Genomic DNA, 19,025 nt, shown 5'->3' on the forward strand with positions numbered 1-19,025 from the left:
TCCCTGACCTTAATAAGAAAACGTTGATGGAAGCTGGAAGTGAGCTTGAATACTGCGCTCATCCACATTATAAAGTGCTGCCAAGTTAGTAAGTGTTAACATACTTTTTGATAAGCCTTGTCGCGCTTTTTGTTGTTTGTCTAGCAAAATGACGTTGTCAGCGATGGCGGCGGCGTGTTGTGGGTGGTGGGTCGACATCAACACGGTCATGCCATGGGCTTTCAATTTCTCAATTTGCTCAAGTAGGCGAATTTGGTTACCAAAATCGAGGCTAGCGGCAGGTTCATCCATAATCAGTAGCAAGGGTTTTTGTATTAACGCACGGGCGATTAAGACTAATTGTTTTTCGCCGCCACTGAGTGTGCTGTAAAGGCGAGTCGCAAGGTGAGGGATGTTCAGCCGTTCGAGTTGTTGAAGAGCTTGGTTTTTTTCGCTATCACCAGGGACAGAAAATAAAGAAATATGAGGGGTTAAGCCCATCATAACCATATCTAATACAGTAAAGGTAAAAGGCGTATCGTGGGCTTGTGGTACGTAAGCAATCACTCTTGCGATGTCCCGCTGTTTTAGCGTTTTTATGGACTGATTATTGAGCAAAATTTCGCCATGGATTGCGGGTAGCAAACCTAATAACGTTTTCATTAAGGTGGTTTTGCCGCAACCATTTGCACCCAGCAGGCAAGTAATTTCCTTTTCAGGTAAGGAAAGATTGATGCCATCAATGATTGTGGTGTTGTGGTAGCCAATGGCAACGTTATTAAGGGTCATTATCGTCATTTGACCCGCCTTGTTTGCAATAAAATAGCCAAAAAGAACGGTGCACCGACCGCAGAGGTGAGGATCCCCAACGGTAGTTCAATGGCGGCAATTGTACGAGCGAGGGTATCCGTGATCAGCAGCATAATTGCTCCAATCGCCAGTGATGCAGGGAGCTGGTAACGAAAGTTAGCGCCCACTATCATCCGAGTGATATGGGGGACAATCAACCCTATCCAACCAATAATCCCCGCAATGGATACCGCACTCGCCGTGAGTAACGTGGCGCAGACGATAAAGATAGCGCGCATTAAACTCACATTAATACCAAGGCTTTTGGCTTCTTCATCCGATAAGCTCAGCAAATTCATTCGCCATCGTAATAATAGCAGGGGAATGATGCCGATTATCATTAATGGCAAGACGGACAAAAGGTCTTCTTGCGTAATGGATGATAACCCGCCTAACAACCAAAATGTAATTGAAGGTAATTGGGTGTAAGGGTCTGCCAAAATTTTCATCAAAGAAATGGCAGAGCCACAAATGGCGTTGATGGCAACACCGACAAGGACTAACGATAAAATTGGATCATGTTGGCGTGCAAGACGCGCAATAAAACACACGACGGCCACGGTGATTAAGCCCCCAATAAAGGCGGCTAACTGAATATAAATCAATGATTGTCCAAAGAAAATACCGACAACAGCGCCAACGCCAGCACCTGCTGAAACCCCTAAAATATCGGGGGAAACCAGTGGGTTGCGAAACATACCTTGGTAAGCCGCACCTGCAATGGATAGTGCTCCGCCAATAATAATTGCAGCTAATGTGCGAGGGAAACGTATTTGCCAAAAAACGGTTTCATTACGTGGGTCACTAACATCAACTTGAGAGGAAAATAAACTGGCAAATAGGCGGTACAGTTCATCGAGGGTAAGTGAATACTTACCACTCGTTAAAGCAATCACTAAGCTAACGAATAAAATGAGAATTAATAATAAGGGTTTAACCCCTTTGTACGTCATTCCACTCATGATTTTTCCATCAGTAAATCAACCTGCTCAGAGGTTAATGGTGAATGATAGAAAAGGTCAAAGAATTCAGCGATATCTTGCTTTATCGTCGCGGCAATATGGCCATCAAAGTGGCTTTGTAAACGGCGCATGCCAAGAAGGCGGTTAACGCCAGGAGGGCCATCTAACCAGCCAAATGGCATGCCCGTAAAGACAAGCAATTGCTGATTGGCGATAGCATCTAGCCCTTTCCACAGTGGTGAGGACGTCATAAATTCAATGGCTTCATCATATTGCGTTATAATAATATCAGGGTTCCATTGATAAAGTTGCTCCATGGAAATGGAGGTGAGCCCGCGAAAATTAGGGATATCTACGACGTTACGCAAACCGAGCATTTCTATGGCTTCGGTATGAATCGAGCCTTTAGCGCCTGTTTCTAGCCCTTTTGCCCCACGAGCAAGGTAAAAACTTAATGGTTTTTGTTGGGGTTTATTAGCAAAGGCAACCGCATCATCCAGATAACGCTGGGCGAGTTGGCTGAGTTTTTGTGCTTGAGGTTCAACACCGAGAGTTTCACCAAGCTGAGTGAGTTGTTGGGGGGAGTCTTTTAATCCACCTGCAATCAATAAATAGGGAATATTGGTCTGTTTCGCCACTTTCTCTGCTTGTGAGCGATAAGTATCATCAATATTGCCAGTGTCTATAATTAAGTCAGGGTTATAGGATAAAAGTTGTTCTAATGATAGCGTACTGCCTCGACCCGCTAAGCGGCCGTAAACGGGAAAATTGCGCCATTGTTGTGCGAAAAGCCCAGTATGGCCTTTGTTTAGTGAAATCGAAGCAAACCCCACCATTTTTTCTGGGGCAAGAGCAAACATCAGTAAATCAGAGGGTGGTCCCGAGCTGATAACGCGCTGAATATGGCTTGCAAGAGGAAGTTCGCCAAAGAGAGCTTCTTCGACAAAGCGCTGGCCTTTAGCGAAACTAGGCAAACTGTAGAAAGCCGCAAGTAAGGCACTGGATTGAAGAAATTGTCTACGATTGATTGCCATAATAAATATGAACACACCCGTTATGATAATAGTTATATAGCGCGAAAATTAGCGGAGTCATAGTAGAGAGTCAACCTGAAAAGTCGAGTTGTTAGAAAAACTCGACATTTGTGTGATGTAAATCAGTAACAAACATTGCTATCAATAAAAAGATAGCTGAACATAGAGAACGTTAATTTAATGAATATCACTTTGGACTTATGAAGAAGAAAAGACCCTCACTGCAGGATGTAGCAGATCAAGTCGGCATCACGAAAATGACGGTGAGCCGTTTTTTACGTAATCCAGAGCAAGTTTCAGAGCCTTTGCGCGAGAAAATTGCCGAAGCGCTCGAAAGTTTGGGCTATATTCCCAATAAAGCCCCTGATATTTTGTCAAATTCAACTAGCCACGCGATTGGTGTTTTGCTTCCTTCATTAACTAACCAAGTCTTTGCGGAAGTGATCCGAGGGATAGAAGCGGTCACTGATTGTCATGGCTATCAAACCATGTTAGCTCACTACGGTTATTTACCTGAAAAAGAAGAAGAAAGGCTAACCTCATTACTCTCTTATAACATTGATGGCGTGATTTTGGCAGAGAGGACGCACACTGAGCGCACCTTACGTATGCTAAAAACTGCAGGCATCCCTGTTGTTGAGATTATGGACAGTGTTTCACCTTGCTTAGATGTTGCCGTGGGGATTGATAACTTTGAAGCTTCTCGCCAAATGACACATGCGATGATAGAACGAGGTTGTCGCAAAGTGGTGTATATCGGGGCGAGGCATGATGAGCGAACGTTTATCCGCTTAAAAGGCTACGAGCAAGCCATGTTAGATGCCCATTTAGAGTTCCGTAATGTGATGACACAGGAGAGCTCATCTTATTCGCTAGGGGCGAAGTTATTGCATGATTGTTTAGAGAAGTACCCCGATACAGATGGGTTGTTTTGTACCAATGATGACTTGGCGATAGGGGCGATATTTGAATGCCAGCGGTTGGGGATTCATATTCCGCAAGACTTAGCTATTTCAGGTTTCCATGGGCACGATGTGGGTCAAGTGATGACACCGAAATTGGCCAGTATCCTTACGCCAAGAGATCAAATGGGGCGCAAGGCGGCAGAAGTGCTCCTAGCCCGCATGTCAGGTAAGAAGCTTACGGAGACGCACTTTGATGTGGGGTTTTCTGTCCTTACCGGCGAAAGCATCTAATTATTCCTCGTCATACTTCGCGCTGTCGCGTTGTTGCCTGCACTCGCCAACTCTAGTCACATACTTATGTATGTTCCCAGGGCTTGGCTTGTTTGCCGCCTAGCGACAACACGAATTATTTAGAGGAATGTTTGAAGGGGAATGCTTGAAGAGAAAGAATAAATTTTAAATATACTTTTTGTTTTTTATTTACGAGTTTTGCTTTGTTCTTCACCTGCCTTTTCTGATTACAGATTGAGAGTGGTATCACAGATCTGTTCTCTTATTCGCCAATTTGATTGCAATAAATCCGTACTGATAATAATGTTACCCGTAACAACGTTACCGGTAACATATTACTGGATGATGAAAAGAATAGAACAACAATAAAGTCTAAGGAGTTTCCTATGAGTGATACCCAAAAACAAAACTACACATTTGTCCTAATGGGGGTATCGGGTAGCGGTAAATCTGCTGTAGCAAGCGGTGTTGCTCAGCAATTGCAAGCGGCCTTCCTTGACGGTGACTTTCTGCACCCTAAATCAAATATTTTAAAAATGGCATCAGGGCATGCTCTAAATGATGAAGATCGCCAGCCTTGGTTGGTGTCGCTGAACCAAGCCATTTTTGCTATGCAAAGAACGAATGAGATTTCGTTAGTGGTATGTTCTGCACTGAAGAAAGCCTATCGTGATATTTTAAGAGAAGGTAATAAGAACTTATTTTTTATCTATTTAAAAGGCGATGCTAGCGTTATTGAAGAACGACTCAAAGCGCGTAAAGGGCATTTTTTCAAGCCAGAAATGCTCAAAACGCAATTTGCTACTTTAGAAGAGCCAAATGAAGCAGAAACTGATGTGCATGCGGTTGATATTCGCCAGCCTCTTGAAGACGTCATCGGTAATACCTGCTCAACGATTACACAGGTTGTCGCAGGAGATAAAGTATGAATACCGTTGAAACGCTCAGTACGCTCACGTTGGTGCTCACCGCAGTGGGCTCTGTTGTTCTGCTGCTATTTTTAGTGATGTACGCACGCTTGCATGCTTTCGTCGCGTTGATGATTGTTTCCATAGGTGCAGGACTATTTTCAGGGATGCCTGTGCAGCAAATCACGGAAACCATGCAAAAAGGGATGGCGGGAACATTGGGGTTCTTGGCAATTGTGGTCGCACTCGGTGCGATGTTCGGTAAGATTTTGCATGAAACAGGCGCATTAGACCAGATAGCGAATAAGCTACTTAACTTGTTTGGTGAGAAGAATGCCCATTATGCAGTGGGTGTTGCTGGGCTAATTTGTGCACTGCCTCTTTTCTTTGACGTGGCTATTGTTTTGTTAATCGGTGTGGTGTTTGCCGTCGCAAATCGTACTGGTCATAATGTTGTTCGCCTTGCTATCCCATTATTTGCTGGGGTTGCAGCCGCAGCGGCCTTCTTATTACCTGGGCCAACACCGATGTTGGTTGCATCGCAAATGGGTGCTGACTATGGCTGGATGATTTTAATCGGCTTGTGTGCCGCTATTCCAGGTATGATCTTAGCTGGACCTTTATTTGGTAATTTTATCAGCAAGTTTGTTCATATTGATATTCCTGCGGATTACCAAGCACCTAAAACAGAGCATGGCAAAATGCCAAGTTTTGGATTCAGCTTATGTTTAGTGCTGTTTCCATTAGTGTTGGTGGGTTTAAAAACGATTGGAACACACTTAGTTGAGAAAGGGACCCCGCTTGAACATTGGCTAGAATTTATTGGGCACCCTTTTACTGCATTATTGTTAGCCTGTTTACTGGCAATCTATGGTTTAGGCTTCCGTTATGGTATGGATAAAGAAAAAGTCATGGCGGTGTGTTCTGCGGCTATCCAACCTGCTGGGATTATCTTGCTTGTAACAGGTGCTGGTGGGGTATTTAAACAAATTTTGGTGGATTCTGGTGTTGGCCCTGCGCTAGGTGATTCTTTAATTGGTGCAGGTTTACCTATTGCTGTTGCGTGTTTCGTTCTCGCGGGAGCTGTACGTGTGATCCAAGGCTCAGCAACAGTAGCTTGTTTAACAACAGTTGGTTTAGTGTTACCTGTTATCAATGAACTCGGTTACTCTGGTGCGCAGTTAGCCGCACTCGCAATCTGTATTTCAGGTGGTTCATTAATTTTAAGTCATGTGAATGACTCAGGTTTCTGGTTGTTCGGTAAATTTACGGGCGCAACAGAAGCACAAACCCTGAAAACGTGGAGTGTGATGGAAACGATTTTGGGCACGACAGGTGCGGTTATAGGAATGATTTTCTTTGTTTTTTTGTAAGTTAGCGCAGTAAGAAATTATTGATCTTCATACATCACGAAAGCCTTCACTTCATATTGAAGTGAAGGCTTTTTGATATTTAGTTCAATGTGATTTTAGGAATAATAATTTCGTCTCTCTGTTTTTTAGCTCCTGAAACAAGCCGAATATTTGTATCCGTAGGGGATAATGCAATATGTTGTGTAAAAAGAGGTAATAGCCCCATATCATGGGTGGAAAAGAAAATAATGGAATTTTTTAGGTTAAACTCATTGATGAGTAATCGGATAAATACTATCGCATCATGCGTTGCCATAAACGAAGTTGATTCATCTAAAAAGAGAATTTCAGGCCTTTTGAATAATGTAATAGCTAACATTAACTTCTGTTTTTCACCAGTTGAAGCTTGAACGTCACTGATGAACATATCATCCAATGTTTCTTTGCTAATATTCAGTCTTGGGCAGCATAATTTGATTATATGAATGATGATGGCATTGTCGAAAATGCCATGAAGGTTAAAGTTATCCCGGATGCTGCCATTAATAAAAGTAGAAATGCCAGAATGATAAGCCACTTTTTCTTGAAAATAACGTACGGAAATTTCATTGAGCTTCACGTCATTGATTGTTACTTCGCCAGTATAATTTGTTGATGTGCCATTCAGTACATTGATAAGAGATGTTTTTCCAGAACCAGATAGGCCTGTGATACCGATAATATCACCTGCTTTTGCTTCAATATTCAGGTCATTAATAATTGTTTTTCCATTGAAACTTATCGCTATATTTTTTGCATCAACACTGTTTATAGAGCCGATTAAAACACCTTCTTCTTTGTAATTAATGATAGCATTTTGAGTTAGCTGATTAATACTCGATTTAATATGAAATAAATGTGTTTTGGCTACAAAACAGCGGTTAATTGTACTTGTGATCGAAGCTGAAAGCCGGCCATTAATAATGAGTACTGCAATTATTGATGCCAGGCTAAGAGCTCCGCTGTCGATAGCTAGATAACAGGATACATACATGACTATCATCGATATAAATGAATTCATTTTAATGACTTCCATCCAATGATGATTTGCTTCGTTAAGCTGTAATTTTATTTTTTCATCTTCATTGGTTTTAGCATCAATATAGTATTTAAAATGCGAATCATTGATAAAGTTAAGCTCTTTTTTCTTCTGCTCTAATGAGTAAAGCATAGCGGACTTTTCATAATTAAGCGTATTTGCTTTTAACATATTTTTATATGATTTAAAACGAATATGCAGGCAAAGAAAAACTAGTCCTGTGTAATAGAGTAGGAGAAAAATGGAGAAAAACCCGAGCATACCGATGATGCATAAGGAAAATAAAGCTGTAAGGCCAATATCATAAATTATTTGTGGTCTAATTTCCCATATTTGTGAAATAGATGTTTCAATGGTTCTGATTTTGATGGCCGCATTTTTGCAATTAGATTTTTTCAATAAATTAATAAAATATCGATTACATATACCAATATTTAACTTAATCTTTTTTAGATTTTTTTCATGAATAAGATGTTTAAGAAAAAATTCAAATCCAACAACAAAAAGAAAAATAAAACTAATATAGATTAAAGATGTAACTGATTCGCTATAGACTAACCTAGAGTTAAAAAGGTTAGAGTATAAAGGCAATAATAAAGCGAAAAGGATTAAAGGCAGAGAGAATAAGTTTGAATTAGGTGTTAGTTTTATCAATGATGAATATATTCCATCTTCACTTAATGGCCTTTCACTAGCTCTAAAGAAAAATAAATTTTTATTTTCAAGAAGTTCTTTATTAATAATTTCATTAGTCGTCAGGTTTATAAATTTATTTCCTTGATTTTTAATGACTATATACTTATCTTCAAAAATTTCCATTATGAATAATGTTGGCTTTGCAGTATCGTTATTATAATCTATAGCAGCATATTGGTATGTGAAAAAATCATTATCAATAAATTCATTAATATGTGTTAAAATATATTTTTGGTCATAGGATAATGATGATGACATCAGTGGCTCACCCAGTAAAAAAAAATATTTCTTAATTGCTTCATGAAAATTATGTTCTTTCATTATCGTTACTCTTCAAATAACATGTGTTAATATTTTCAGTATCTTCAATAGGTGAATTGGCCGTTACATTAACTTTTTGAATGTTTCGTTTAATTAATATTGTGTTATAGATAGTGTAAGTTAATGCTGCATCTAAGTTTAAGTTATGACCATAACTACAATAAAGGTCGATATTTTTAGTTTGAGTTTTTTTTATTGCTGTTAAAACCTCACTACTGAATATCAATGATTTCATCATTTTTAAGTTAACATATTCACCTTCACCTTCACCTTCACCTTCACCTTCACCTTCACCTTTTCCTTTATCTTGATAATCAATATTCATTAAAACTGCTTTATTTTTATTTTCTTCCTCTGTTAATGCACTTGCTAAGACGTTTGCTAATAGTACTGACATGAGGAGTATCATGGTTGCAACGGCTGCTGATAAGGCAGAAATGAAACCTAACATATAATCACCATACGTTGAATGAAATATTATCGCTAATTAATGCCGTTAAGTAACTCAGAACTGATACTTTCTTACTTGATATATAAACCATGACAGGTAAACCATCATGTTCAGGTAAAATAACAGTATCTTGTATAGGCGTTATTTGGATTGAATAAAAACGTTCATTACTCATCCGTTCTTTATCTGCAAAAGAGTCTGCACTAATTTTTGTCACTTTCCCAAGAATGATTTTCTTGAATCCAGGGGAGTTCACAATCACCTTTGCAGGAAGTTCGAGACTAATGAATGGTCGATATTTAGCAAGTACTTTTGCATCAATAACCCGAGAGTCTTGATTCTTTTTGATCACCATAACAACGTTTGAAGCTTCGACATAGGATCCTTGCTCCAGATCTTTTTCTATACTTAATACAATACCATCAGTTGGGGAGAGGACACTATTTGCTCTAATTTTGTTTTGCAGTAATTCCACTTGACCTATATTTTCTAGCCTTTCTTTTTTCAGTCGATTAAGTTGATCTTCATTATCTTGTATTTCACTAATTAATTTAGTTGTATATTTTTTTTCTGATAATGCAATTTCTCTTAGTAATCCTTGAGCATTCAACTCCCCTGTTGTTACTAATGAGGTTGTTCTACTGATATCTGCATTATTATTCAGTTTTTCTATTTCAGGGGCTCCAGCTGAAGCCAATAACTTTCCTTTTCTTTTTAGAATTGTAATTTGATTTTTTAGTTCAATTAAATCTTTATTTTGAGCAATATACTGCTCTTTTAGGTTATGGATCTCCATGTGTAATAAAATATTTTCATATAACCCTTTATAAGCACTGAATGTCTTACTTTTTTTATGGGTGGTTCTAGCAAGAAACTCTGATTCATTATTAATCTCGCCATCTAAAATATTATTTAATAATTTTTTGTTTTCCTCTAATTCACTAATTCTGTCACTAGCAAAACTAACTAAATTGGTGAGTGTTTTCTCTTGATGAAAAGTATCCAAGTTAGTATATGAAAATAAAATTTGGTCTTTATTAACATTATCACCTGATTTTATATTAAATTGATTAATAAAACCCGATGCAGGGCTTACAATCTCTAAACGATTAGATGTGCCAGAAATAACCCCCTCACCAGGAGAAGAAACATCAATTTCAGCAAAAATTAAATATGTTATAAATATGGATATTATGCCTATGAAAACACGAATTTTTTTCGATGTACGGAAAATGTTACTGATGCAGTTTTTTAATTTCATTTATATTTCCAATTAGTTGTATATATTCCATCTTATTTTTTATGTCTGAAATCGTTAGTTCTGCAATACGCCTTTCTATTGTCAGTATATCGAATAAGGTATTGACCATTTCGTAAAATGACGATTGTGAAATACTATATTCTCGCTCTTGGCTTTTTATAATAGAGTACATAGTATTACGTTGCTCTTGGAGTCCTGCCAATTCCGATTGGTTAGAGGATGATATCAGTTTTAAATTTTTTATTTTTGCAGTGAGTTCTTGATATTTATAATCAGCTTTTTTTTGTACAGCGGCATATGTTTTTAGCTGAGCTGATTCGGAAAAAATTTTGTCAATATCAAAAACATTAACTTTGAGATCTAATCCAATATAAGACTCATTATGACTTCTTTTTTGCTCGGCATACTTTTCTTCTGCAACTAAATTAATACTGAACAGGGAATTTTGCTGATAAGCATTTTCTTTTATGGCATCTGCTTGCATCTTCAGCATGTTGTAATCTATATTTTGATTGGTATGGTCATTATCAATAAAGGTTGACTTTAAATTTTTAATTAACCTACTAGGAATGTTAACACCTTCTTTAGGAAAGGTGATACCAGAGATCACTTCAATATTCGATTTATATTGTTCGATTTCCTTTTCAATGTTTTTTCTTTCTGTCTCAATGCGTTGCATTAGCAATGTTGCTTGTTCAACATCACTGATTTTGGCAACGCCACTATTATAGCGTCGGTTAATTAGGTTAAAGATATCTTGTGCATTATGATGTAATTTTGTTGTGCTTTTAGTTAATTCAGATAGGAAATGAATGCCAATTAAATTTCCCGTTACTGCTGTATAAAGCTCCTCTTTTTCTTTATTGAGTGCAAGCTCAGAAATTTTTAGCTTGAGATTCTTCTCTGAAAATCGATGCATTAGAGCGCTGTCATAAATCAGTGATGTTGCCGTCAAGCTTCCATCTGCTGGCTCTTTGTTATTTTTAATCTTGCTAGTAGCAGATACTTTGGGTAAATAAAAATATTCAGTTTGTTTGGCTCTATATCCTTCAGCTTCTAGTTCTAGCTCTTTTATTTTTACTGAAGTTGAATTATTTAATACTTTATCAATAAATAAATTGAAGCTTTCACTATTTGCAAAACAATGATTGATAGAAAAAATAACCATAGAAATAGCTAATGTATAATATATTTTACGCATGCTTTAATCCATCGATAGCAATGCTATCATTTTGTTTTTATTTTCAAGGGATTTTTCTTTCATCCATTGCGTGGTTTTATTGATTTCTAATATAATTTCTGCCATTTTGGCATTATCAATTTTTCTTATGTTTTTTTCTTCAGTTAAGTGATTTTCGAGTATTTCTTTCCAATCATCATGAGATGTTTTAATCGATTTCAAAACATTAAGATTTTCCATCGTACAAGATGATAACGTTGCTAAGTGAACAGATATTTCCTTGGCTAAATCATTGTTTTCTGAAATGGAAATTATTTTTTCAGCGATATTAATATTGATATCTTTTAATGAAGCCAGCTTTTTTTGAATATCATCGATTTCGTTGGTGTATTTTGAAATAGATTCCTTTTTCTCTTTTTTCTGTTCCTTTTTATAAAAGAAATTAAAGAAATTTAGACTAATCAATAGCAAAACTGAGATGGCCACACCAAGAATTGAGGTTAAAAAAGCAAATGACATTAAATTTAGTGCCATAGAGATCGACGAAATCATGGCATTCATTTTTGCCGAGACATCGCCATCGCCACCGAGTGATGCAGAAATCGCAGTTATCATCCCTGTTAAACCGATAAATGTACCAATTAGCCCTAATGACACACTAACAGATGCAGAGAGTTTGGTTTGGTTAGATAGAAAAATATAGTTTTCCTGTTCATTCCGTTTGAAAATTTTGTGATACAAGAAAATAATTAGCGGATAAATATATATACCAATCATGGCATAGCTTATCTCGGGTGCTAATAAAAGACATTGTGCTATCATTTCTCTAACTTCTTTTAGTAAAAAAGAGGCTGAAAAAGTCACCGCATAAAAGAATAATCCAATATAATACATATTATTTGTAATCCCAATAAATACATGAATTCCATCCTGAACAATACTCACTCATTCCTTTTTCAAAAAGTACGGTTTTATTCAATTCAAGATTTTTTATTAATGATGCTATATAAATAAGGTTATAGATGTTTTTATCTTTACTTTCAGATATTTTATTATCAACATATCCTTTCAATATTATTTTGTCACCAATGCTATTTCTAAATTCCTCAATGAGTATTTTAGCGTTATCTTCTTGTAAGTTAATGCCTCCTTTGAAATAAATAACTCTTTTTTTTATATCAATATGAACACTTTCAAAATTAAGTTTTTCATAGTTTATATATGAGATAACGCTTTTCATGCCACTGAATATAAAAACCATAGAAACTAAAATTATAATACATAGTGTTCCACTTAATCCATCAACCATGGGGGCGAGTTCTTCATCCGAGCCATCATAGTCCTCTTCTTTCATTTTATTTTTAACTCCACGAGCATTTTCTACTGCGAGTTATTATAGGTATTATTATCTTTAGCTCATAAGATAATCAGCTCAAAATAATGGAGTATCAGTTCATATGGCGCTGTGAGTCTAATTATTTTTTATAAAGCCTATATAATGTAAAAATAGAAATATTTATTTTTTAAATTAATAGAAGATTAAGTGGGAAAATGGAAAGTATAAATAATTCGTCAGATAAAAAAGATATAGTGATTAAATCCTTTAAAGTTCAAGGGTTAGATCTCATTGTTATTAAACCAGATGGAACATCGAGTAAAATTCCTAATGGACTATCTGATATTATTTTGGGGAATATTACCTTAACAAATGAAAATGGTAACTCAATATCTCAAGATGAAATTATATCTTCAATAAAAATGAATATTGGTGTGGATTCAGTATATATCAAAGAGCAGTTCTCCAGTGACTTTGTTGAAATGAACGGTAATGAAGAAATTGAGGATGACATAGAAAATGATTCACAGAAATTTATTGAAAAATTAGATGCTTTAAATAAAAAGAACGAAGAGTTAGCTGAGATTGTAAGCGGTTTGGAGTTGATAAATGAAAACCAAGAGGCGCAAATAAATGCGTCATTGGCAAAGTTAGCTGAAGCGAATAGCCAATTAGAACAACAAGCAAAAGCGAAAGCACAGGCGGCTGATAAACAAGAGGAGGCTGCTACACAGCCTTCAGTTCCCCCCTCACTTCAGCCTGCTCCACCGTCTTCATCAGTGTCAACAAGCTCTTCTGCGAGTAAACCTAAAGATAATAATGCTGCTATTCTTCCTCCTTCGACAGTATATATATCAGGGAAATTGAGCGAAGAGAGCGATTCAGGCAAAGCTGGGGATCACATTACTCAAAATAATACCCCAACTTTTACGGGAACTGTTTCATTAGACTCAAATGCCTATTTAATGATTGGTGGTACACGCTACCCCATTACCGCCGATAACAATGGTAACTGGGTATTGCAAATTACTCCCCCGCTCAAAGATGGGGTACATGATTATGAATTAGGAGCATCGCGAGGTAATGAGGCACCTATACTGGTTAAAGGGCAACTGACAATTGATACAGCGCTTAACACATTAACTGCTGATATTGATGTGCATGCTGACAGTGGCACGTTAGGAGATAAGCTGACGCATCATTCACAACCGACATTTACTGGTGTATCGGAAGCTGGGAGCACTGTTGTTCTTACAATTGATAAACAGGTACTGACGACTGTCGCGGATGAAAAAGGCATCTGGCGGGTGACAGTAGGAAATTTGCTTCAGGATGACCAATATACATACCATGTGACAGCAACGGATGCAGCTGGGAACCAAAATACGACCACGAACACGTTGACAATAAAAACCACGGCACCAGAAATTACCGCTACTCTTGATGGGGGCAATGGTTTTTTAACCAATCAGACGCAGCCAATGTTAATGGGGAAAACGGAAGCGGGATTAACGGTTAAGGTATCTATTGATGGTCAAGAGTACAGCGCGCAGGCAGATGACCAAGGAAATTGGTCATTACAAATTCTGCAAGGGTTGCCAGATGGAAACCATTTGTTTAGCGTCAAGGTAATGGATGCGGTGGGAAATCAGAGTACGGTTACCGATAGTATAGTGGTAGATACGCGAAAGCCTTCTGCTACGGCAAAACTCACAAGCGAAAGTGACAGTGGAAATGAAGGGGATAATATCACCCAAGACCCTCAACCTGTATTGACGGGGTCCACGAAACCTGATTCAGCGATCCGCATTATTTTTGATGGCAATTCATATCCAGTGACCACCGAAGCTGATGGTTCATGGCATTTGACTCTGCCAACGCTCACTCAAGATGGAAATTACGACTATCAAGTACATGTTACTGATTTAGCGGGAAACGAATCCTCATTCAATGGGTTTTTTACCCTTGATACGACAGTAGAAAACGTTACCGTTGCTTTAGATACTCAAACAGACAGCGGCGCGGTAGGGGATAAGCTAACTAACAATAAACAACCTATTTTTTCAGGTACGGCGGAGGCAAACAGCAAAATTACCCTCAATATTGCTGGTCAAATACTGACTACGGTTGCGGACGAAAACGGTGTTTGGGATATTCTGGTCAAACAACCGTTACCAGAAGGGCTATATAAATACCAAGTGACCGCGGTTGATGCGGCGGGAAATCAGAAAACGGTAGAAGATACGGTCATCATAAAAACATCCTTGCCCAATGCAACGACCATTTTAGAGGGGGGGCATGGCTTTCTAACAAACCAAACCACACCAACGTTATCAGGAAAAACCGAAGCAAATGCGACCATTAAGGTAACAATAGGAAAGCATGAGTACAGCAGTAAAGCCGATGAGAATGGAGATTGGTCGTTACAAATCTCTGATGCGTTGACTGATGGCTCCCATTTATTAACGGTTAAGGTAACCGATAACGTGGGTAACCAAAGCGTATTCATGGAAAATGTCCAGATTGATACCGTCCCTCCTTCTGCGGACGCGGCCATGAAGGCTGGAACTGACACAGGTGTGATTGGGGATAACATTACACAGAATATACAGCCATTTATTTGTGGTGTGACGAAGCCTTATTCAACCGTAATAATTAATTTACCTGGTTATGCGGGAGGCACGCGAGAGCGAATTGCAGATGAAAATGGCTATTGGGAAGTTCGCCTTACCGTTCCACAATCTGATAATACAAGCACGTATACTGTCACAGTCACCGATTTGGCGGGTAATACCTCGTCATATCAAGGTCAATATACCATTGATACTCAAATTGCATTGACGGTGGATTTGGATCCTGCGAGTCAGAGTGATACCGTATTTGATGGGCAAACAACGCATTTAGCCCGTCCACAGATTAGCGGGACATCAGAGCCAGGGGCTAAAATTACAGGGCAGTTCAAAGACACGACTAAAATTGTATATGCTGATCAAGATGGGAAGTGGTCATTGGTATTTGATGTCGATGCAAATACTGATACAGGTAATACGTACACGATTACGGCGAGTGATATCGCAGGTAACGAGAAAACAATCACCAAAGATTTTAACTTTTTACCTATCCTTGTCGGTGCAGAAAGAATCCCTGAGCTGACAGCCAAGTTACATATTGACAGTGACAGCGGTATACAAGGTGATAACATTACAAATGTTAATACACCTAAATTTGAAGGAATTGCGACAGCAGGGGCATCAATTACCTTAACTATTAATGGTGTAGATTACCCAACCACCGCGGATATGACCACAGGTGAATGGACAGTTACGACCAAACCATTGCCAGAAGGAAATAATAGTTATGTGGTTACCGCGACACACCCTGATTATAGCAAACCAACGGAAGTACACGGACATACATTTGTTGATACGACTCCCTCCGTACCTACGATTCATTTAACGGATAATACAGATTCAGGAATAAAAGGGGATTTTATTACTAATAATCGTAGGCCTATTTTTACGGGAAAAGGGGAGCCAGGACAAGAAATTACCATTACATTAAATAATATAACGGTTTCTACAATAATAGATAGTAACGGTAATTGGCAATTAAAGTTTGATAAAGAATTACCTGAGAAATTTATGGGTGATTTTAAAATAACTAGTATTGATGCGGCTGGAAACCTATTTGAAAGAATAGATACATTAGTTATTGATAATACGCTACCTTTACTTGATAAAATAACACTAGATATAAACTATGTATGGTATCGAGGCGCGCATGCAACTAATGTATTGACACCGATTTTTAAAGGGAAAATAGATCCTGATACTAAAGCAGATATGCTATTTACATTTACAGCGAATGGTAGGCCTTATTCATATAGAATAACAGACGTTGGTAAAGATGGAACCTGGTATTTGCAGATACCCCCTGGTTTATTTAAAGAAGGTCAACGTTATTCTGTAGATAATATTAAGGTTACGGCTACGTCATCCTCTGGAAACGTATCAGTTGAAAATTTTCATTATAAAGGTCTTTGGGTAATGAAAGGTGATCAGGTTTTAACTAGCCATGTTGCTGCTGATTCTAGCTCCACAGGGGAAAGTCACGATTATTCTAGTTTTACCCGAAAACCTAATTTATTTGGGGAGATTACGGGAAATAATACATATCATCAACTCAGTGGACATATTTTTATTGGGGGGAATAAGTACCCAATAACGATATCAGATAATGGAGCTAAATGGTATTTTAATGCACCAGACACTCTTATGTTATCGTCGGGGGATAATTCTTACACTGTTACTTTAAATGATGGCTATGGCTCTAGCCAAGATTTTACCTTTAATGTAGTAGTAAATGAATTAAAGTACTGGCTTGATGTAGATACAGATTCACATGTATTAGGTGACCATGTTACCAATACTACGAAACCAGTCTATAAAGGGATTGCTGAGATTGGTGCAAAATTATCCGTAAAAGTTAATGGAGTATTATATCTAATTGATGTTGATAACAATGGAGAATGGAGTTTTGAAGTTCCAATAACAGGGGATGGGGATTATCAAATTGAATTTATTCAAGCCAATAATGGGGTGATTGTCGCGAAAAATACGCTCACTATTGATACGATAGCCCCTGAATATATAGATGGAAGTGTTTATTCTGGAAATGCCCATCCAGGTACTTTAGTCGCGAATAATAATAAATTTCATATTTTCTTAAATTACAAAACGCCAGTTGATTATTATACGATTGAAATCAATAACCAAACAATTACACATAATCGGGTGGAAAAACCCTTTGATGGAAATAGCACGCAAATTGGTGGTGTATTAACACTACCTAATGGTGTGCATCATGGTAAAGTGATTGCTTATGATAAAGCCGGTAACATATTAGAACACGATATTATAATACCTGTATTAGCGGGAGACCAAGCAACTCATCCCCCTAAAATTTCAGTGGGTTTACATGATAAATTATTAATATCTGAATCAGATAAGCATGTGGCATTTAACAACAATACCCTGAAGTTAATTGGAACCACAACACCTGGCAGTAATATCGAAGTCATGGATGCACAAGGCCATTTATTAGGAACAACTCAAGCGAATAATGACGGTGTATGGGAACTACAATTATCTGAAAGTCTTATTCCTATTGGGATCTTACATGATGAAAGTATTCAGTTGGTCGTTAATGTAAAAGATCTACTCGATCGCGAAAGTCAATTAAACTTTAATCTTACTTATGATAATCAACCCCCCGAAATTACAGGCGCTGTCGACGATGTTTTATTAGAAGATATACAGCAAATCAATATTAATACACCTACCTTTAGTGGCGAAACGGAAGCATATGCAGATGTTAAACTGACGATTGGTCCCCACGTATTTACAACAACAGCAGGTTCTGATGGAAAGTGGAATTATACTATTCCCCCAGAAACGCCTCTCGATGATGGTTCTTATTTATACAAGATAGAAGCAACCGATGTTCTCGGGCAAGTCAGCACACAAAAAGTCAATGGTAATTTAATCGTCAAAACGACGGCATTTATTTCAGGTGGTTTAGATCCCAATGAAGATTCTGGCATTCAGGATGATGGAATTACCCATTTCAATAAACCTAAATTTGAAGGTATAACAGAACCGAATGCGATTGTACGACTTATCTTTGATAATAAAATAGCTTTTGCTTATGAAACGATAGCCGATGATCAAGGTCAGTGGGTAATAGAGGTTACATCTAAATTAGAAGATGGTCCTCATGATTATGTGATCACCACTAAAGACCTACAGCAAGGCATTTCTGGTCAAATCAGCGGTAAGCTGACCATCGATACAATAGCACCAGAGGGGCTTATTGGTGGCGTTGTTGATCACCAGGATCTCATGATTAAAGACCATATCCTGACTAATAACACAACACCCACTTTCAGTGGATTTGCCGAACCAGGGGCTAATTTGCAACTGATGTTTGGCCAATCTGTATTTGCCCTAATTGAAGTAGACAAACAAGGCCAATGGACATACACCTTTCCACAACCGTTTCCTGATGGCGAGTATGAATATACTATCATAATGGAAGATATTGCTGGAAACCTCAGCAGTACTGGGCTAACCGGTAAAGTTGTGATTGACACGACACCTCCGTTGTTGACATTGGATATTGCAGGGGTAGATGCAAACAACGGCAAAAACCAGATAACGACCAATCACAAGAAACCTGTTTTTAGCGGTACGAGTGAGGAATATGTCAAGATTGTATTGATGATTGATGGTAAGTCATATAAAGAGGCCACTGTTGATGCATCAGGGAAGTGGGAAATAGCCGTCACAGATGAATGGGAAGATAAAGCTTATCAGTATGAAGTGATAGCTGTTGATGGTTCAGGTAATGAAGTGAAGAACTCT

Annotated in this window: 13 protein-coding genes; 4 read left to right on the top strand and 9 right to left on the bottom strand. The window is 38.0% G+C overall.

Going from position 1 to position 19,025, the window contains the following annotated elements; translation table 11 throughout:
• Positions 1 to 9: 9 nt before the first annotated feature.
• Genes PR808_RS19730 through PR808_RS19740 form a run of 3 tightly spaced genes read right to left on the bottom strand, consistent with a single transcriptional unit; the run spans position 10 to position 2,824 of the window.
• Complete coding sequence (locus PR808_RS19730) at positions 10 to 777, bottom strand: ABC transporter ATP-binding protein (protein WP_272539942.1); 768 nt, start codon at positions 775 to 777, stop codon at positions 10 to 12.
• Positions 774 to 1,781: a FecCD family ABC transporter permease gene (locus PR808_RS19735; protein WP_272539950.1), complete on the bottom strand. Its 1,008-nt coding sequence runs from the start codon at positions 1,779 to 1,781 to the stop codon at positions 774 to 776. Before PR808_RS19735 ends, PR808_RS19730 begins: the two co-directional genes overlap by 4 nt.
• Positions 1,782 to 1,786: 5 nt before the next feature.
• Positions 1,787 to 2,824 carry an ABC transporter substrate-binding protein gene (locus PR808_RS19740; protein ID WP_206086235.1) on the bottom strand — a complete coding sequence of 346 codons (1,038 nt, stop codon included), beginning with the start codon at positions 2,822 to 2,824 and terminating at the stop codon, positions 1,787 to 1,789.
• Between the two features lie 200 nt (positions 2,825 to 3,024).
• On the opposite strand from PR808_RS19740, the gene gntR reads away from it, so the two are divergent.
• The 3 genes from gntR to gntU all read left to right on the top strand — a co-directional run bounded on the left by gntR (position 3,025) and on the right by gntU (position 6,301).
• Positions 3,025 to 4,020 (top strand): gluconate operon transcriptional repressor GntR, encoded by a 996-nt coding sequence (gene gntR, locus PR808_RS19745; protein ID WP_206086236.1) that lies wholly within the window; start codon positions 3,025 to 3,027, stop codon positions 4,018 to 4,020.
• A 386-nt stretch (positions 4,021 to 4,406) separates the two neighbouring features.
• Positions 4,407 to 4,949, top strand: a complete 543-nt coding sequence (gene gntK, locus PR808_RS19750) for a gluconokinase (RefSeq protein ID WP_206086237.1) — start codon at positions 4,407 to 4,409, stop codon at positions 4,947 to 4,949.
• Positions 4,946 to 6,301 (top strand): gluconate transporter, encoded by a 1,356-nt coding sequence (gntU, locus tag PR808_RS19755; protein WP_206086238.1) that lies wholly within the window; start codon positions 4,946 to 4,948, stop codon positions 6,299 to 6,301. Before gntK ends, gntU begins: the two co-directional genes overlap by 4 nt.
• Positions 6,302 to 6,380: 79 nt before the next feature.
• Here the strand turns inward: gntU and PR808_RS19760 are convergent, their stop codons facing one another.
• The 6 genes from PR808_RS19760 to PR808_RS19785 are packed head-to-tail and all read right to left on the bottom strand — an operon-like array spanning position 6,381 to position 12,621.
• Entirely contained in the window at positions 6,381 to 8,375 is a 1,995-nt protein-coding gene (locus tag PR808_RS19760) for an ATP-binding cassette domain-containing protein (protein ID WP_272539943.1), read from the bottom strand.
• The gene (locus tag PR808_RS19765) at positions 8,362 to 8,826 is read right to left on the bottom strand and encodes a hypothetical protein (RefSeq protein ID WP_272539944.1); all 465 of its coding nucleotides are present in this window, start codon (positions 8,824 to 8,826) and stop codon (positions 8,362 to 8,364) included. Before PR808_RS19765 ends, PR808_RS19760 begins: the two co-directional genes overlap by 14 nt.
• A 4-nt stretch (positions 8,827 to 8,830) precedes the next feature.
• Positions 8,831 to 10,087, bottom strand: coding sequence for an HlyD family efflux transporter periplasmic adaptor subunit (locus PR808_RS19770; RefSeq protein ID WP_272539945.1), 1,257 nt, complete (start codon positions 10,085 to 10,087; stop codon positions 8,831 to 8,833).
• Positions 10,062 to 11,288, bottom strand: a complete 1,227-nt coding sequence (locus tag PR808_RS19775) for a TolC family protein (RefSeq protein ID WP_272539946.1) — start codon at positions 11,286 to 11,288, stop codon at positions 10,062 to 10,064. Before PR808_RS19775 ends, PR808_RS19770 begins: the two co-directional genes overlap by 26 nt.
• 3 nt (positions 11,289 to 11,291) lie before the next feature.
• Positions 11,292 to 12,212: a hypothetical protein gene (locus PR808_RS19780; protein ID WP_272539947.1), complete on the bottom strand. Its 921-nt coding sequence runs from the start codon at positions 12,210 to 12,212 to the stop codon at positions 11,292 to 11,294.
• Complete coding sequence (locus PR808_RS19785; RefSeq protein WP_272539948.1) at positions 12,163 to 12,621, bottom strand: hypothetical protein; 459 nt, start codon at positions 12,619 to 12,621, stop codon at positions 12,163 to 12,165. Before PR808_RS19785 ends, PR808_RS19780 begins: the two co-directional genes overlap by 50 nt.
• A gap of 197 nt (positions 12,622 to 12,818) precedes the next feature.
• On the opposite strand from PR808_RS19785, the gene PR808_RS19790 reads away from it, so the two are divergent.
• Positions 12,819 to 19,025 (top strand): Ig-like domain-containing protein (locus tag PR808_RS19790; protein WP_272539949.1); only part of this gene is annotated, 6,207 nt, incomplete at its 3' end.

Origin of the sequence: Providencia sp. PROV197 (assembly GCF_028479625.1) — a bacterium.
GTDB classification, from domain to species: domain Bacteria; phylum Pseudomonadota; class Gammaproteobacteria; order Enterobacterales; family Enterobacteriaceae; genus Providencia; species Providencia vermicola.

Bases quoted from the DNA above. Each gene is read 5' to 3' on its own strand.
- PR808_RS19730 (WP_272539942.1), bottom strand. From the start codon at position 777: ATGACGATAATGACCCTTAATAACGTTGCCATTGGCTACCACAACACC.
- PR808_RS19735 (WP_272539950.1), bottom strand. From the start codon at position 1,781: ATGACGTACAAAGGGGTTAAACCCTTATTATTAATTCTCATTTTATTC.
- PR808_RS19740 (WP_206086235.1), bottom strand. From the start codon at position 2,824: ATGGCAATCAATCGTAGACAATTTCTTCAATCCAGTGCCTTACTTGCG.
- gntR (WP_206086236.1), top strand. From the start codon at position 3,025: ATGAAGAAGAAAAGACCCTCACTGCAGGATGTAGCAGATCAAGTCGGC.
- gntK (WP_206086237.1), top strand. From the start codon at position 4,407: ATGAGTGATACCCAAAAACAAAACTACACATTTGTCCTAATGGGGGTA.
- gntU (WP_206086238.1), top strand. From the start codon at position 4,946: ATGAATACCGTTGAAACGCTCAGTACGCTCACGTTGGTGCTCACCGCA.
- PR808_RS19760 (WP_272539943.1), bottom strand. From the start codon at position 8,375: ATGAAAGAACATAATTTTCATGAAGCAATTAAGAAATATTTTTTTTTA.
- PR808_RS19765 (WP_272539944.1), bottom strand. From the start codon at position 8,826: ATGTTAGGTTTCATTTCTGCCTTATCAGCAGCCGTTGCAACCATGATA.
- PR808_RS19770 (WP_272539945.1), bottom strand. From the start codon at position 10,087: ATGAAATTAAAAAACTGCATCAGTAACATTTTCCGTACATCGAAAAAA.
- PR808_RS19775 (WP_272539946.1), bottom strand. From the start codon at position 11,288: ATGCGTAAAATATATTATACATTAGCTATTTCTATGGTTATTTTTTCT.
- PR808_RS19785 (WP_272539948.1), bottom strand. From the start codon at position 12,621: ATGAAAGAAGAGGACTATGATGGCTCGGATGAAGAACTCGCCCCCATG.